Below are 16,954 nucleotides of genomic sequence, written 5' to 3'. Positions count from 1 at the left end.
CTTGCTGTATCAGTTTATCACTCACCCATCTCAATCCGCCAGCTGGCGGCTGTTTTTCTTTCTTGGATAAATTTACTGTAAATGCCTTGTTTAGCTAGTAAGTCTTGGTGTTTGCCTTGCTCGACAATACGACCTTGATCCAGCACCAAAATCTGGTCTGCATGCTCAACCGTCTTGAGTTGGTGGGCAATCATGATAATGGTCTTATCGCGAGTCAAAGCCTGAATAGCCTGCATGAGGGCTTCTTCGTTTTCTGGGTCAACATTGGCTGTTGCTTCATCCAGAATGATAATAGGCGCATCCTTGATAATTGCTCGTGCAATGGAAATGCGCTGGCGCTCACCTCCAGAAAGACTAGCACCTCCTTCACCAATCTTGGTGTCATAGCCATCAGGCAGCGAGAGAATAAAGTCATGACAGGCCGCTTTCTTGGCAGCCTCTATTACTTCTTCCTGACTGGCCTCTGGCTTGCCAAAACGAATGTTATTAGCAATGGTATCCTCAAAGAGATAAACGCTTTGAAAGACAAAGCTGAAATTACGAATCAGGCTGTCATAGCTGTAATCCCTAACATCATGTCCGTCCAGACTGATACTTCCTTGGTCCACATCCCAGAAGCGGGCAATGAGGTTACAAAGCGTTGTTTTGCCTGATCCAGAAGGTCCGACCAGAGCAGTTGTTGTTTTTTCGGGAATGGTGAGGGAAACCCGGTCAATGATTTTCTTATTTCCATAAGAGAAACTAACATCTCTCAGATCAATCCGGCTGCTCTTAGGCTCAATATCCTGACCACTGATGTCCATCGGCTGGATAGCCAAAACTTGATTGACCATATCAACCGACAAATCAACAATGCGCAGGAGAGAAGAGAAAGAGCCAACGCCGTCTAGATTTTCATAAATCATAAAACCACTGACAATCATCATAATGGTTACCAGCAGCTCCATACTGCCATTGAGATAAAAGTAGATAGAGAAAAGCCCCATAAAGAGACCGGTCAGCTTGGTCACTATGCCTTGTAGGGCGATGTAAGGTGAGGTCACGAGTGTCATTTTGGTATCTTGCTGACTCTTGCCTTCAATAGCCTTGGACAGCTTCTTGGCAGAACGGTTGACCAGATTGTAGTTCTTAACTTCAGCAATCCCTTGGCTGTACTCCAAAACAACGGCTACCAGATCCATATCCGCCTGATACTTGTCATCAGAAACCTTACCAACTTGCCAACGCATGAGGGTATTCGGCAGGAGAAAGAAGACGAGACCCACCAATAGAACCAGTCCAACCCGCCAATCATAGAGAAAGACCAAAATAGTGATGAGACCAGTCGTCAGAAAGCCCTGCACAGTCATCATAACCACTCTGGTAGCTACATCAGACAGCCCTTCCAGCGTATTGGTCGTAACACTGGTAATCTTGCCTAAGCTATTTTGATTAAAGTAACCCATGGGCAAATAGCGCATGTGCTCGGCAATTTCAATCCGCTTCTGAGCACAGGTATGATAGCCCGCTTCCGTCTGCAGCATGGTAATTTTCAGGGTAATCCAGACGTTTAGCACAGTGGATACCAACATGATACCCAGAGCCAGCCAGAAGGTCTGCATAGAGAGGTTCTTCTCAATCAGTCCCATGACGACTAGGCCGATTGCTGGGATACGCAGAGCGATGATAAAGGACTTGATGATGCCCAGATAAATGGATTGATAAAATTTCCTGCGATCCTCTGCCGTACAGAAATCAAAGAATTTCTTCAGTATGTTAAGCATGAGTCAGCCCTCCTTCCATCTCACTATTATCCCTGGTAGCAATATGGGCCCGCCACATGGAAGCATAAAGCGCACTAGCTGCAAGCAATTCTTCATGCCGGCCCCTTGCTTCAATCCGACCATCATTGACCAGAACTATCTGGTCTGCACTCATAATCGTAGACAGCCTGTGGGCAATGACAATCAAGGTTCGTCCCTCAATCAGACGAGCCAGACTGGACTGGATCCGTGCTTCGTTTTCCGGATCTGTATAAGCAGTCGCTTCATCCAAGATAAGAATCGGCGCATCCTTAAGCATGGCACGGGCGATGGCAATCCGCTGACGCTCCCCGCCAGATAGATGACCGCCGCCAGAGCCTACCTGAGTCTCAAATCCGTTTTCTAAGTTCATGATAAAGTCATAACAGCCGCAGCGACGGGCAATTTCGATGACCTCTTCGTCAGATGCTGCTGGATTTCCCATTCGGATATTTTCCATAATAGTCTCATCAAAGAGATAGTTATCCTGGGTCACGTAAGCAATCTGCCGACTGTAATAGTCTAGCGGAAGCTGGCGAATATCCAAGCCACCATAGCTAATCTGACCATAAGTGACATCCCAGAAAGAAGCTAGAAGCTTGGCAATTGTAGACTTACCTGAGCCTGATGGCCCAACTAAAGCGTTGATGCTGCCAGCCTTAATATCTAGCGAAATTCCATGTAGCACCTCCTCTTCATCTGTATAGCCAAAGCTGACATCCGTCATGACCAGATCTGTTGCTTTTGGAAGTTCTCTCAGCTCCTGAGGCCTTTTCAAATCAGGCTTTTCCAAAATATCAATGACTTGGCCAAAAATAGTGCTGATTTTCCGTAAATCGTCCATATAACTAGCAACTAAAATCAGAGGAGTCAGAAGACTGAGCGATAGAATAATCATCAGAATGAAATTGCCAGCAGTCAGGCTGCCTTGCAGATAGAAATAACAGCCAGCCGGCAGCAGAAAGAGCAAGCCTGATGGCAGAAATGCAGTCACAATGCCCATCTCCAGATTGAACTTGCGCATCCACTCAATAAAGCAGTCTGCTCCTTCTCTAGCAGCCGTCACAAACTTATCGTAAGAAAATTTTTCTTTGCCAAAAACCTTGATAACCTCAATCCCATTGATGTATTCCACCGCTGTATCATTGAGCTTTTTGGTCTTGACCAGAGTATTTTGATAGTCTGCTTCGCTATTGGCAACCATCCGCATATAGGCCAGCGCCACGATGGGAATAGTCAGGAGAGACAGCAAGGTTAGCCGCCAATCAATAACCAGCATAGCAATGAGAACAATAATCGGACCAAAAATCCCAGCGGTAAACTCTGGAATCAGGTGAGCCAAGGTCGTTTCGGTCGCATCCACCCGCTCGACAATGATGTTTTTATAACTGCCTGATGACTGACTGAGCACTGTACCTAGAGGCAGCCTAGCCAGCTTGTCTGTCAGGCGGTGCCGCATTTCCGCTAGAATCTTAAAAGTAGCCGTATGTGACAGCATGGTGGAAATACCGTGAAATCCCCAGTAGCCAATCCAGGCCAGACCTGCCCAAGCTGACTGCTGCAAGTAGAAATTCCAGTTTTTATTGCCATCCAAGAGCTGATTAATCATTCCACCAATAAAGAAATAAGGCAGAAATCCTGAAATCACAGAAGCAAAGGCAAAGATCAGACTGAGCACAAAATATATCTTATGAAGGTAAACAAAGTCCCAGATCCAAGCAAGAACAGATTTTTTCTTCATAGAATTTCCTTCTTTCTATCAAAAACCTAGCAAACCTCCCCAGTCAAACAAGTCCATGATGGAATGGCAAAATTCCAGCGCCTGCTCTTGGGGCCAGTCTTGAGCCAAGGGCTCAAATACAGCTGTGTAATAAGCTGTCATGCACGATCGCAGAAACTCGTGTTTGACCAAATGACTGATCTTCCCCTCTTTGTAAGCCAGCTCCAAATAGCGATAAGTCTCGTCTGCAGCCAAATGAGGCAGACACATCCTGAAGTCCGCTTGCGAAGACCCCTGAGATTTAAAGAGCAAGAGCTGCATAATATCCTTATGCTCATAGAGAATCCGCATCAGGGACTGGAGATCCTCTAAGCGATAGGCCCACATGTCAGACAGGTGTCCCTCTTCTAGGAAAGCATAGTCACGTCGCTTCTGCTCTTGTCCATACTGATCTAAAGCTATCAGAGTAGGCTCAAGCAGGGCAGTAAAGAGACTGTCCTTACTCTCATAGCGCTTATAAAGTGCCCCAGTTGTCAAGCCAGCCGCGCGACAAATTCTCCGCAGTGAAGCATCTTGATAGCCATAAGCTAAGAACTCACTCCTTGCGCTTTCCAAGATTTTTTCGTTTAACTCATCTGTTTCTTTTTTCATGGTTTCAATTCGATAACACTGTTATCACCTTTCTTCTTTTATTATAAATTCTGACAATTTAACTGTCAAGGAAAAACAAAAGAGACCGAGAAATATTTTCATCGATCTAGTTCTACTTCCCTTTTCCTCTTGTAAACATAACAAAAGGAGCTTGCGAACAAGCTCCTCTAGAATTTTAATTTTTATTAGGGGCATAAATCATGCCAGTACAGTCGAAATCTTCCTGTCGGCGAAAGCCGAGCTCTCGATAAAAAGCTAGATTTTTATCTGACTGCTCCGTTGCCAGCTGGATTTGGTAAACATCCTTAAATCTTTCCAATGTTTTCTGAAGAAGGCTTCGGCCAATCCCCTGACGCTGGTAGTGTGGATACACCAGCAAATCCTGAATGAAGACAATGGTAAGTCCATCCCCGACTGCTCGAATCAAACCAACCAACTTGCCTTCGTCATAGGCCGCCATCACAAACAAGGACTGTTGGAAGGCCCGCTCTAACTGCTGAGGACGATTAGTATAATTGCTCCAATTAACCGAATCATAGAGGTCTAGTACTGCCGCAAAATCTAGCTGCGGATTTGTTTTATAATGAATCATAGTCCTCTCCTTGTTTTTTCTCTGTTTGATTGCATAAACCATTCTAAAGCTTTATCGAACTTGAGTCAGCACTCCGTCTTGCATCTCATAGACCTTGTCAACCTCGTCCAGAAGGCGGGTATCATGGGTAATCATGACCACGCTCTTATGGAATTTCTGGGTCACCTCTTTGAGCAAATGGACCACGCGCTTGGCCCGCTCCGTATCCAGACTAGCTGTCGGTTCATCAGCCAAGATAATATCTGGGCTATTGTAAAGCGCTCTAGCGATAGCAGCCCGCTGCCGTTCCCCGCCAGACAATTCTTTCGGATACTGCTTGAGTGTTCCTTTTAGATCCAGCAACTCAATCAGACTGTCTAGATCTGTTCTCTCCTTTTTAGATAAGCGGTCAATCAGCTGAAACTGGTCTTCGATTTTCAGAAAAGGAATGAGATTGGAAGCCTGCAAAATAAAGCCGAAATCATTGAAACGCAGAGCAGCCCGTTCCTTTTCCTTGAGCTGGGAAGTATCTTTCCCATGCAGAAGAATCTGCCCTTTTGAAGGCTTTTGTAAATGCCCCAGCAAGGTCAGAAGGGTTGTTTTACCCGAGCCTGACGGCCCAATAATAGCTACAAACTGCCCTGCTTCCAATCGGAAATCAGTTGGTTTTAGAGCTTGAACCAGCGTATGTCCCTGGCCGTATTCTTTTGTAACCCCTTTTAGTTCTATGATTGACATTTACTCACCTCCAATCGCTGTGATAGGGTCAATTTTCAGAACCCGATGAATGGACAAGAGTCCGCCAGCCAGTGACATGAAAATAATCAGGACAATCAATCCAGCATAAGCTCGCCAGTCACTGTAAAAAGGCATAGAAGCCGGCAAGACTAGCTGGGTTCCCAAGAGAGCCAAGACAGCTAAGCTGATTCCCAGAGTGGACAGGATGAAAATCTGCCAAAAAATAGAAGCAATAATCTTCCCACTGGCAATTCCTTGGGCGCGCATAATACCGTAAAAATGCGTCTTTTGGATGGTAATGATGTACATGAAAATTCCCAATACCAAAAATGTAATCAGAACCATGGCCCCAATCATAAAGGAAAAAGTCAGTACCTGAGGCTGATAACCAGGGATATTTTCTATAAAATCACTCATAGAGAGTTGACTAAGTCCTGCTTCTTCAATCTTCTGACCATCCTTGACCACAAGTGCGCTGATATTCTTAACCTGACTAGAGCCGTACTTTAATTCCCTGAAATCATCTAGATCCATAAAAATTACAGGTTGCGTAAAGAAGCTATTATCCTCTGTGAAACCAACAACCTGATAAAGGCGCTCACTGCCATTGAGCTGAAGCTGGTCGCCTAGTTTCACACCTTTTTGCTGGAGGCGCTTATCCGCAATAACTTCATAAGCATTCTCAGCAGGACGTCCCTCAATAATGTCAGGCGCTAGAAAACTATCCCAAGGCAGACCAAAAACCTGAGCATTGAGTTTATCAGTCCCATCTTCATAATTGGCCACTGCTGACGTTTGTCCCAAAGCAGCGATTGAGTCCCCTTGAAGCAGGCGGCTGTATTCCTCTTCCTTGAGAGTCGAAGCTATTAGATTCTTATTGGCGTACTCTGACAAGACGATCGACTCAGCCTGCCATTGGTCCAAAGCCAAGCGATTGAGCCTAGCCAAACCGACGGAAAGACTGGATAAAAAGAAAACCATATAGGTAATGAGAAAGACCACAGCAACCACTAAACGATAACGCCCTCTGCTGTAGACAATCTCTTTAAAAGCTAAAAACACGGCTACCCTCCTCTGAGATATACGGCACTATTATATCATAAAGCAGCAAACTGGAAAAACTATCCTGTCAATCTCCCTCCATATGCTCTCTGACAAAGCCCGCCAGACCGACTGCTGTCACCCTAGCATGAAAATCACTCATTTGCTGAACCTGATAACAAGGATGAGCCAGCCAGTAAGTCAGGGTTCCCATAAAGGACGCGACCTGATGATTCAGCAGCAAATCTGCTTCTATCTCCTCTAAATGTGGATCAGCCAAGGAAATACTCTGCGAGAAAATCTCCCTCAGAGCTTCCTGCAACCGCCGCGAACTAGTTGGACTGCCATTTGGACCCAAAAGAATGGCTAAGCCTTCCAAGTAAGGCTCAAAAAAATGAAAAAGATTTTGTTTCTCATGGATATAGTCTTCCAGTTTAAAATCCTTTTCTAACTTGAACAAGCAGGCAGAATCTAGAGCCTCTTGATAATAGACCTGCAAATCACCTAGCAAGCGGTCTTCTATCTTCTCCAGCAGATCATATTTATCCAAATAATGCCGGTAAAAAGTACTGCGATTCACCTCTGCCAAATCAATCAATTGGCGAATGCTGATTGTCTCAAAAGTCTGCTCTTTCATCAACTGCAGCAAGCTAGTCTCCATCCGCTTTTCTGTCTCTCTTCTTTTTTTCTCATACATGCCATTCACCTCAAAATGCAACAGTCTCTCTAAAATTGATGCTTGTATGCCATCCAGCTCCCACTATATAATAAATATAAGCAGAAGACAAGAACAAGAGGATTAAAAGATGAAGATTATTATCAATCAAAAGGAAGTTAGTCAAGAAAGAATTGAACAATGGAGAAAGCAAAGAATCCATAAAGCAGCTAAGATACTTAATCTACAGCTGCCGAATACTGACAACACGGAGATTTTAGACCAAGCCCTACTGGAAGCAAAAATGAAGCTGACATACGAGGAGCTAATCCAGCAAATCGGAACCAAACTCAAATGGAGCAAATATTTAATGAAATGGGCAGCCAAATGGTCCAAGAAACCACGAAAAAGAGCTGTTGTAACGATTTTTGCAAGTGGACTGACTGCCGCTTCTTTCAGTATAATGCTAGAAAAGTTGATGTTAGAAAAGACAAATGTTCATAAAAGCGTCAATCTCGGTGCCTGTCCAGACCATTATGCCTTGCAGCCGCACGGCAGCAAACTGGAAGTCATTGAGACTGCAGGAAACAGCCCACTGCCAACACAGTTTTTCCTTGACCTTGGTGGTGAAGCTGAAATAGAGGAGCCTCGTGATGCGTCTTATCCCTTCCAAACTGTCGGTGCCGCCAGTCTAGCGAATGGTTGCAATATCGGTGGCATTCGCCATCAGTTTCGCGACACAGAAAAAGGCCTAGAAGCCCGATTCTGCGTCGAATTCCCCAGCCTTTGTCCAGACAGCCTTATCAAAGAACACCAGCTCCACCTGGCTGCCGAATGGTCAAGATGGATAATTTGGTGCAAAGAACATAAAGAATGAATTTCCTTTCATGAAAAGAACTACCAAGCTATTCAAAAACAGCCTACTGCCATCATAAAGAGACCGCAGCAAGGCTGTTTTTCTTCTACACCTAATCAAAGACAATCATGGACTTAATGGTCTTGCGTTCATCCATATCCTTATAAGCTTGGTCAATCTCATCCAGCCTGTACTCACTAGTAAAGACCTTGCCCGGATTAATATCACCATCAAGAACTGCCTTGAGCAAGATTTGCTTGTCGTAAGTCGTGACAGAGGCCGCTCCGCCTGCCACTGTAATATTTTGAGCAAAGGTAGAACCAAGAGCTCGGTTATTATAGTGAGGTACACCGACAAAGCCTAAGCGGCCGCCGTTGTGCAGGACTCCTAGAGCTTGATCAACAGCTGCTTCTGTTCCGACACATTCCAGAGCTGCATCTGCCCCGCCACCTAGAATCTCACGGACCTTGGCAATTCCTTCTTCGCCACGTTCTGCAACAACAGCTGTCGCCCCTGACTCCAAAGCCATCTTTTGTCGATCTTCGTGACGGCTCATAAGAACGATTTGGGAAGCACCACGCATTTTAGCAGCAATCACAGCGCATTGTCCAACAGCTCCGTCACCAATCACGACCACCTTATCACCAGGCTTGACGTCTGCCACACGCGCGGCATGGTAACCCGTCGGCATGACATCTGCCAGTGTCAAGAGTGATTTGAGCATTCCTTCTGTATAATCAGAAGGCTGGCCCGGAATTTTGATAAGAGCCCAGTTAGCAAATTCGAAGCGCATATATTCTGCTTGCACCCCATCTGACCAATTATTCCCAATATGAGAATCACAAGTGCCATCAAATCCTGCTTGACAGGCATCACATTGCCCGCATCCATGAGTGAAAGGTGCAATAACGAAGTCACCAGGTTTAACAGTCGTTACTGCATCGCCAATTTCCTCGACAATTCCAATCGCTTCGTGCCCACTATTTTGATGGCCTGCTTCAATATCTGGACTGCGGTAGCGCCATAGGTCAGAGCCACAGACACAGGTCCGAACAATCCGAATAATGGCATCATCTGCCTCAATGATTTGCGGACGATCAATCTCAGTCAGTCCAACTTGACCTGCTTTTGTATAAACTGCCAATTTCATCGTTTCTTCTCCTTTGATATCTTTATAGTAACTATTATACAACTTAGAGCACCCTTCAAGTCAAATTTTTGACATCATTGGCGATAAAATTCTTATAAAAAAGGAAACTCCTTTCTCAGAGTTTCCTAGTTAGATTTCCTCACTGCTCTTCCTGTTGTCCTGAGCAGAATGAAAAGCGCTTTACTGCTTGGTAAAGGTCAGAGTGTCTGGATCATCATCCAATTCGTCCACAATCAACTGATTGCCATTTTGGCGGTAACTTTTGACATCATCACCAACAATCAGTCTTTGATTAGCAGCATCTACTTGTACCTGCTTGATTTCCTTGCTGCCATCAACCTCAGTCTCAGTCCAAGTACCAGTCGTACCATTGATTTCTAGGACATGTTGGTCGCCATCATGGTCGGTTGCTTGGTAGCGCCCATCTAGATTTGTAGCCTGCCCTGTATTTGATGATGACGAAGGCTGATTAGAGGAAGATGCAGCTGATGACTGCGAAGTCTGATTTTGCGCAGATTGTGATGTCTGGCCTTGCGTATTCTGTGATGAACTAGTATTCCCTCCTTGGTTGGTATTGCCTGAGCAGGCAGCCAATAGAACTGCTGCTGTCAGAGATAGAATTCCGATAAAGGCTTTTTTTGTAATAGTCATATCGCTTTCTCCTTTTTCTACATTTGTAGTTTATACTTATATTCTACACTTGTCTGTTTCATTTGTCAAGAAAAAGCAGTTTTTATTATAAGGAAAATACATCTATCTAAAGGAAATGAAGTACTCTGACTGAACTTTGCTATTCAGACGCCAATTGTTCTGATAGGTTTCCCGAGCTAACTTGACAAAATAGTTCCCTGTCGTATAATGATTCTATAAAAGATAAAAGGAGAAAATCATGCCAATCAGAAAAGCCAAAGTCAGCGATATTCCTGCACTACAAGAACTCCTTCAGCAAATCCTGCTTGTCCATCATCAAGCTCGGCCGGATATTTTCAAGGCCAAAGGCAGTAAGTTTAGCAATGAAGAACTAGAGAAGTTTCTGGGTCAAAAGTCCACCCCTATTTTTGTCTTTGAAAATGAAGATGGAGAAATCCTTGGTCACCTCTTTTGCTCCATCAAGCAGCCTGTCAGTCCGGTACTCAATCTCATCAAGACACTTTTTATTGAGGATTTATGTGTAGATGAGAAAGCCAGAGGGCAAAAGGTTGGCGAGCAGCTTTACCGCTTTGCGGAAGGCTATGCTCGGAAAATCGGCTGCTATAATCTGACTCTCAATGTTTGGAACGATAATGTAGGAGCCCTGCGTTTCTATGAGCGATTAGGGCTTCAGGCTCAGGAAACTGTAATGGAGAAGATACTTTGATTTGAGAGAACAATTTCAGGAAACGCTAGCAATAGTTTTCGGATATACCCTACCAGCAGAATTAACTATTTTATTTGCCGAGAAATTTTCGATACAATAGATAGTAATAGGTAATGAAAGTGAGAAATCTTATGACAAAATCAAAATTTCAATTGGTTGGTTCACTTCTGCGCCCAGAAAATCTCCGCCAGTATAAGACAGAAATTGAGCACCGCGATGATATTCAATACCCCTTCTACGACAGCTTCCCAGGCTACCATGAGACGGAGACAGCTGACATCAAGGAGATTATCTCTGAGCAAAAGGCAAAGGGAATTGACATCCTGACGGATGGAGAATACTCCAAGTCCATGTGGCATCTGGACTTTGTCTGGGGACTTAAGGGAATCGAGCGCTACATTGCTGACCACGGCTACACCTTCAAGGACCACGACGGTGGGCAATATGAGACTCGGAAAGATATTGGTATCCGCATCACAGCACTACTCTCTGGTAAAAACCATCACTTTATCGAGATTTATAAGTTAGTCAAGGAAGAGGCTGCTGGTGAAGATACCAAGCTGACTGTCTGGGGACCTGCCCATGCTTATACTGAGTTAGCTATCTTTGACCGCTTGGCGGGGCCAAGACAAGTTTATGAGACCAATGAAGACTTGAAAAAAGGCTTGATTCAAGCCTACAAGGAATTTTTGGACGACTATAAGGCTGCTGGCGGACAGATTATCCAGTTTGACGACTGTCTCTGGGAGCTTTTTGACGAGTCCAATCCTGCCAGCTTCTTTGCGGAGGGCAATGCTAGTCTAGCTGACTTAGCAGACGAGTTTGTCGCTATTAATAACGAAGTCGTAGACCACGCTCATGAGCTAGGACTGACTGTCTGGACCCACAACTGCCGTGGCAACTACGAAAGCCGCTCTGCCGCTGAAGGCACCTACGAAGCTATCGCGGAAAAATTCCTGCGCGACCAACATTATGATCGCTACTTCCTAGAGTGGGACAGCGATGTAGTTGGTGATGTATCAGCTCTAGCAGCTTTGAAAGACAAGGATGCAGAAGTCGTTTTAGGACTGCTCTCCAGTAAGACGACAGGCTTGGATGACGAAAAACGCGTCCTAGACCTACTCGAGAAAGCAGCAACCATTCTACCAAAAGAACGACTCTTGCTCTCCCACCAATGCGGCTTCGCCTCTTGTGACTCTGGAAACGAACTCACCATTGAACAACAATGGGCCAAAATCAAACAAGGCCAAGAAATCGCCCAAAAATTCTGGGGATAATAAGCAAAAAAGCGGTCACACCGCTTTTTTCTATTTTCATCTGCATCTGTTCAACATATTAAATCTTGTAGTATCAGGAAAGTTCAATTCGCTTGAGCCAATTTTCAACCAAGGCCGTAAAGAGAGCCTCTTGATCTATCTGTGCATTGTGGCCAGCAAGATCCATCACAGCATAGGTTGCCCTTGGAAAATAGTGAGACAGTTGCGCTAACTGCTGGAAGCCCACGACTTGATCCTGCTTTCCTGCTATAAAAAGGCTGGGCTCGTCATAGCCCTCTTCCTGTATCTCTTGTTCCACTTCAAACGAAAAAGAATAGTTTTCTTGCAGCTTTTTGACAAAGGGAGCATTCATCATCTGAAGCCCTGCTAGGATTTCTTTTTCAAACCGTTGATAAGTTTCTTTAGTCTGTAAAATCGCTAAATCAACGAAATCTTCGCTTTTGCCTGCTATATCAAAACCCACCTCTCTAATTAGCAGGCTGTCTTTTGGAAGAATTCTTTCTTGCGGATTAGGTACAACTACTGGACAAATAAGCAGCAAACCATCAATCTCCGACCTTTTCTTAGCCAAAATTCCTCGAGCGAGATAGCCACCATAAGACTCTCCAGCTAAGAGAAAGCTGTGTCCGCCGATTGCAGTCTCTATAAAGTTCAAGAGCATCTCTAAAATCGCATCCGCACTTGCAAAAGCAGGATTGGCATCAGACTTACCCATGCCAGGCAAATCTAAATAAATCCTTTTATAGTCAGCATGTTTCTCAAAAATAGGTTCCAAACATCCTTCCATCAATTCAGATGAACAGCCCAAACCATGAATTGCCAAGACCGGCTTTCCTTGACCAATCACTTTATAATATAATTTATTTCCCTGATAAGTAAAAAACATTTTTTCTCCAATCATACTTTAAAGACGCGTTTTGCTCGAGGTGAAGCCTTTATCAAAAACAGTCAAAATAATATTGTTAATAAGCCTAACAAATTATTCTTGTCATCTACACCCCTCAAAGCTACTAAAGTAACAATCTTTCACCTGGATTTCAGTTCCTCATTCTTCATCCCCAAATAATAAAGTCGAGTTTTGCAGATAAGGATTAGGATACTTGACTAGCAGATCCCTTACAGCTCTTACCAAGTCTTTCTGCTCAGCCTGACCGGATTGGTAACGAAGCAAAAGATGCATAAAATCTTCTTTTTCAGTTGTACTGGCTTTTTTCTTAAAATAACCCCAAACATGCTGAAAAGCATTGCTGACCTGACCGCGGTTTTCAGGCAAGGCTACCGCCTGGTCAATCAAGCCTTGAACATGTGCTGCTTCCACCGAGTCGCTTTTTAGATACTGACGGATTTCCTGATATATCTTACTGGAATGACTGAGAACCAGATATTTATTTCTAGCCCAAAGAGTCTGACATTGGGAGATTTGGTTTGAATTTTCCATAATTACTTTTCCTACTGATTTTCAATTTCGAATTCTTCTCGTTTCGTCTACATCTTTGCTCGCATCCTAGCAATAAGCTTGCCATAATAGGAAGCAAAGCGAAACTGCAAATCAACTATGATTTGAATAGGTTTTCGAAGAGTATGAATCAAAATCCCCAATCACATGACTGGGGAATAGTTCATTAGCGTACCTCTGCGCCGAGTTTTTCGGTCAGAGATTTTTCGATTTTTTCCATGTATTTAGCCACTTCTTCGTCGGTCAGGCTAGCTTCTGGATTTTGGAAAGTCAGGCTGTAGGCCATGGATTTGAGGCCGACACCCAGCTTGTCACCAGAGAAGATATCAAAGAGCTTAATATCGGTCAAGCGCTTAATACCAGCTGCTTGGATTGCATCAAGAACCTCTTGGTGAGTGATTTCAGCCTTGAGCAAGAGGGCCACATCACGGCTAACAGCTGGGAATTTAGTGATTTCTGTAAATGGATGTGCTGGCTGGAGCTGCTCTTCGATAGCAGACAGGTTAAGCTCAGCCACATAAGTTTCAGGAATATCGTAAGCCTTGGCTGTCGCAGGATGGACTTGGCCGACAAAGCCGACAGGCTGGCCATTGATAGAGATTAAAGCAGTCCGCCCAGGATGCAAACTCTTAATCTGGCTGCTAGCCGCGTATTCAGCTGTCAAGCCCAACTTAGCAAAGAGTGCTTCCACTACACCCTTAGCATAGAAGAAATCAACTGCTGCTGGCTTGGTCTGGAAGTCTTTTTCTTGAACGAGTCCTGTCAAAGCTAAGGCAAAGCTATTGATTTCATTTGGCAGTTCTTCCTTAGGATTGCCAGTCTGCTCAAAGACTTTTCCAATCTCATAGAAAGCTAGATTCTTATTTTTACGAGCTACATTGTAGGCTAGGGAGTCCAAAATGCCAGAAACCATGTTCTGACGAAGAACAGATCGCTCCACTGTCATTGGCCACATGAGCTCAGTCAAGTTGCTAGGATTGAGAGTGAACTCAATCGCCTTTTCTGGTGTCGTCAAAGCATAGGTGATGATTTCTGTCAGCCCTGCTCCTTCTGCCAAGGTCCGTACTTGACGGCGCAGTTTCTGCGTTGCAGTCAATTCACCGGCAGTCCCATCATCTTTTGGCAGGCTAGCTGGCAATTTGTCATAGCCGTAAATGCGGGCAATTTCTTCATAGAGATCCGCTTCGATTGAAATATCCCAGCGACGGCGAGGGACACTGACAGTGAACTGTTCAGCATTTCCTGACAAGCCAAAGCCAAGTCTGCGGAAGACATCCACAATATCTGTATAAAGCAAGTCTGTTCCCAAAACTCGGTTGACATCCGCGAGACTAGACACCACTTCTACATCACGAGTATCCAAGTGACCGGCTGATACGATACCAGCCTGAACAGTTGCACCTGCCAAGTCCGCAATCATGCTTGCTGCTGCGTCCAAAGCTTCATTGACAGTTGCTACATTGATACCTTTTTCAAAGCGGGAAGATGATTCAGAACGAAGATTAAGGCGGCTGCTGGTTTTACGGATTGATTTGCCATCAAAGACAGCTGCTTCCAGAACAACACGAGTGGACTTGCCAGAGATTTCAGTCGCTGCTCCGCCCATGACACCAGCCAAAGCCACTGGCTTATCTGCCACAGTAATGACTAGGTCGCTAACTTCCAGCTCGCGCTCTTCGCCATCCAGCGTCACCAGTTTTTCACCAGCACGCGCTTCCCGCACAACGATCTGGTTACCCTCAAACGTATCCAGATCAAAGGCATGCATGGGCTGACCAAAGTAGAGCAGGATGTAGTTGGTCACGTCTACTACATTGTTAATCGGACGGATTCCTTCGTTCATGAGGAGATTTTGCAGCCACTGAGGACTTGGGGCAATGGTGACATTTTCCAGAATACGAGCCGCATAGTAAGGAGACTTCTCCGTCTCAAGGGCAACTGAAAGACTGTCAGCTGCCTGCTTTTCATTTTCCACCAGCGGAAAATCTTTGAACTGTACTGACTTGTCATAGATTGCAGCCACTTCATGAGCCACCCCGCGCATAGACAGAGCATCTGCCCGGTTTGGTGTGATGGAAAGCTCGATAATCTCATCGTCCAAGTCAAGATAAGAGAAGACTTCCTCACCCGGCACTGCTTCTTCAGGCAGGATTTGAATGCCATCTGCAAATTCCTTTGGCACGACAGAATCAGAAATGCCCAGCTCACCCAGAGAGCAGATCATACCCAGTGACTCCAAGCCCCGGATTTTCCCTTTTTTAATCTTATAATTGTCGGCAATGCGAGCACCTGGCAGAGCTACCATGACCTTGATGGCTGCGCGAACATTTGGAGCACCACAGACAATCTGACGGTTCTCCTCTTCTCCGACATTGACTTGACAAACATGCAGGTGAGTATCAGGAACATCCTCACACGATACCACCTCACCAACAACAATTTTTGACAGGCCAGCAGCTGGTGATGTCACACCTTCCACTTCAATTCCTGTCGTTGACATTTTCTCAGCCAGCTCAGCGCTCGCCACATCAATGTCTACTAACTCTTTTAACCACTTATAACTTACTAGCATATTTAAGATGCCAAGGGCGTCAAAAACAACTGAAAAATAGGAGATTACCCAAGCATTCGATGAATGCTCGCAAATCTATCTTTTTTCCGAGTTTTTAGCCCAAGTTCAATTCCTTTCTCTATTCTATCGCTGAGGAATCTGAATGACCAAATCATCTAAATTTAAACTTTTAGGTCGTATCATTTCCTCTCTTTAAATTTTCTTTTTTATTTCAATTTCTTGCGCAGCAGCCAGTCTGTGTCCACCGTCTCACCAGTGATATAGTCGTGCTGGCTGAATTTTTCAAAGCCGTATTTGAAGTAAAAATCTTGAGCTCTAAAATTCTTTTCCCAGACGCCCAGCCAGACCCAGTCCAATCCTCGTTTCTCGGCTTCTTCCAAGGCAAATTCAAACATTTCCTTGCCCAAGCCTTGACCATGATAGGCTTTCAAGACATAGATTCGCTGAACCTCAAAGGCCTGAGGCAGTTCTTGCTCCGTTTGAGCCTGTCCCCAGTTAAACTTGAGAAAACCAGCAATTTCACCATCTTTGATAACAAAATAAGTCTCTGACTCAGGATCTTCCAGCTCCTTTTCGATAGTTGCAAGTGAGAGCTCATTGTCAAAATAATGAGCCATATCAGATTCCTTGATAAATGGACCAAAGGTTTCTTGATAGGTCGCGACCTCCAACTCCCGCAGGAGGGTCGCTTCTTCTTTCTTGACTCTGACTAGCATACTGCACTCCTTTCTCAGAAAAGCTGTATCTATGAATACTGGTTTCTACTTAAACTGCTGAGAAAAACGAATATCTCCTTGATAGAAACCACGAATATCGTTGATACCATAGCGGAGCATAGCTACCCGCTCTTGGCCAAGACCAAAGGCAAATCCAGAGTATTTCTCTGCATCAATGCCGCTCATTTCCAACACGCGCGGATGCACCATACCAGCTCCCATAATCTCAATCCAGCCGGTCTTCTTGCAGACATTACAGCCGGCTCCGCCACACTTAAAGCAGGAAACATCCACTTCAACAGACGGCTCTGTGAACGGGAAGTAAGATGGACGAAGGCGGATGCTGCGGTCTTGGCCGAACATCTTCTGGACAATCAGCTGCAGCGTTCCTTGCAAGTTTGCCATGGAGATAT

16 protein-coding genes and 1 pseudogene are annotated in these 16,954 nt (G+C 44.8%); 3 read left to right on the top strand and 14 right to left on the bottom strand.

From position 1 onward, the window contains the following. Positions 1-17 precede the first annotated feature (17 nt). From QZ169_RS05635 to QZ169_RS05605, 7 genes are all read right to left on the bottom strand, one after another. On the bottom strand, positions 18-1,763 hold the full coding sequence (locus QZ169_RS05635; RefSeq protein WP_295505257.1) for an ABC transporter ATP-binding protein: 1,746 nt from the start codon (positions 1,761-1,763) through the stop codon (positions 18-20). Further along, a complete protein-coding gene (locus QZ169_RS05630; RefSeq protein ID WP_295505256.1) occupies positions 1,756-3,522 on the bottom strand; it encodes an ABC transporter ATP-binding protein in 1,767 nt (588 codons plus the stop codon). The genes QZ169_RS05635 and QZ169_RS05630 overlap by 8 nt, the downstream gene beginning before the upstream one ends. An 18-nt stretch (positions 3,523-3,540) precedes the next feature. Next, positions 3,541-4,152 carry a TetR/AcrR family transcriptional regulator gene (locus tag QZ169_RS05625; RefSeq protein WP_295505255.1) on the bottom strand — a complete coding sequence of 204 codons (612 nt, stop codon included), beginning with the start codon at positions 4,150-4,152 and terminating at the stop codon, positions 3,541-3,543. Between the two features lie 175 nt (positions 4,153-4,327). Continuing rightward, positions 4,328-4,744, bottom strand: a complete 417-nt coding sequence (locus QZ169_RS05620) for a GNAT family N-acetyltransferase (protein WP_295505254.1) — start codon at positions 4,742-4,744, stop codon at positions 4,328-4,330. Positions 4,745-4,795: 51 nt separating this feature from the next. Further along, positions 4,796-5,461: an ABC transporter ATP-binding protein gene (locus QZ169_RS05615; RefSeq protein ID WP_009660407.1), complete on the bottom strand. Its 666-nt coding sequence runs from the start codon at positions 5,459-5,461 to the stop codon at positions 4,796-4,798. Further along, positions 5,462-6,523, bottom strand: coding sequence for an ABC transporter permease (locus tag QZ169_RS05610; protein WP_295505253.1), 1,062 nt, complete (start codon positions 6,521-6,523; stop codon positions 5,462-5,464). A 67-nt stretch (positions 6,524-6,590) separates the two neighbouring features. Continuing rightward, entirely contained in the window at positions 6,591-7,199 is a 609-nt protein-coding gene (locus tag QZ169_RS05605; protein ID WP_295505252.1) for a TetR/AcrR family transcriptional regulator, read from the bottom strand. Between the two features lie 109 nt (positions 7,200-7,308). On the opposite strand from QZ169_RS05605, the gene QZ169_RS05600 reads away from it, so the two are divergent. After that, the gene (locus QZ169_RS05600) at positions 7,309-8,034 is read left to right on the top strand and encodes a hypothetical protein (RefSeq protein WP_295505250.1); all 726 of its coding nucleotides are present in this window, start codon (positions 7,309-7,311) and stop codon (positions 8,032-8,034) included. Between the two features lie 91 nt (positions 8,035-8,125). On the opposite strand, the gene QZ169_RS05595 is transcribed toward QZ169_RS05600, so the two are convergent. Together QZ169_RS05595 and QZ169_RS05590 are read right to left on the bottom strand one after the other, a co-directional pair. Beyond that, positions 8,126-9,163: a zinc-binding dehydrogenase gene (locus tag QZ169_RS05595; protein ID WP_295505249.1), complete on the bottom strand. Its 1,038-nt coding sequence runs from the start codon at positions 9,161-9,163 to the stop codon at positions 8,126-8,128. A 180-nt stretch (positions 9,164-9,343) separates the two neighbouring features. Further along, complete coding sequence (locus QZ169_RS05590) at positions 9,344-9,814, bottom strand: SP_0198 family lipoprotein (RefSeq protein ID WP_295505248.1); 471 nt, start codon at positions 9,812-9,814, stop codon at positions 9,344-9,346. A gap of 238 nt (positions 9,815-10,052) precedes the next feature. On the opposite strand from QZ169_RS05590, the gene QZ169_RS05585 reads away from it, so the two are divergent. Beyond that, positions 10,053-10,520, top strand: a complete 468-nt coding sequence (locus tag QZ169_RS05585) for a GNAT family N-acetyltransferase (RefSeq protein ID WP_295505247.1) — start codon at positions 10,053-10,055, stop codon at positions 10,518-10,520. Between the two features lie 131 nt (positions 10,521-10,651). Next, on the top strand, positions 10,652-11,797 hold the full coding sequence (locus tag QZ169_RS05580) for a cobalamin-independent methionine synthase II family protein (RefSeq protein ID WP_175859769.1): 1,146 nt from the start codon (positions 10,652-10,654) through the stop codon (positions 11,795-11,797). 73 nt (positions 11,798-11,870) lie between these two features. On the opposite strand, the gene QZ169_RS05575 is transcribed toward QZ169_RS05580, so the two are convergent. The 5 genes and pseudogenes from QZ169_RS05575 to pheS all read right to left on the bottom strand — a co-directional run. Beyond that, positions 11,871-12,698, bottom strand: coding sequence for an alpha/beta fold hydrolase (locus QZ169_RS05575; protein WP_295505246.1), 828 nt, complete (start codon positions 12,696-12,698; stop codon positions 11,871-11,873). Between the two features lie 144 nt (positions 12,699-12,842). Further along, positions 12,843-13,235, bottom strand: coding sequence for a YbgA family protein (locus QZ169_RS05570; protein ID WP_295505245.1), 393 nt, complete (start codon positions 13,233-13,235; stop codon positions 12,843-12,845). A gap of 184 nt (positions 13,236-13,419) precedes the next feature. Further along, a complete protein-coding gene (gene pheT, locus QZ169_RS05565) occupies positions 13,420-15,825 on the bottom strand; it encodes a phenylalanine--tRNA ligase subunit beta (protein ID WP_295505243.1) in 2,406 nt (801 codons plus the stop codon). Positions 15,826-16,031: 206 nt separating this feature from the next. Further along, positions 16,032-16,541 carry a GNAT family N-acetyltransferase gene (locus QZ169_RS05560; RefSeq protein WP_295505242.1) on the bottom strand — a complete coding sequence of 170 codons (510 nt, stop codon included), beginning with the start codon at positions 16,539-16,541 and terminating at the stop codon, positions 16,032-16,034. Positions 16,542-16,586: 45 nt separating this feature from the next. Further along, positions 16,587-16,954: pseudogene (pheS, locus tag QZ169_RS05555) on the bottom strand (phenylalanine--tRNA ligase subunit alpha); the annotation flags it as partial.

It is taken from the genome of uncultured Streptococcus sp. (genome assembly GCF_905372115.1).
Lineage (GTDB): Bacteria > Bacillota > Bacilli > Lactobacillales > Streptococcaceae > Streptococcus.
Note: the sequence above shows the minus strand (reverse complement) of the source record. Positions and strands in the feature narration are given on the sequence as shown.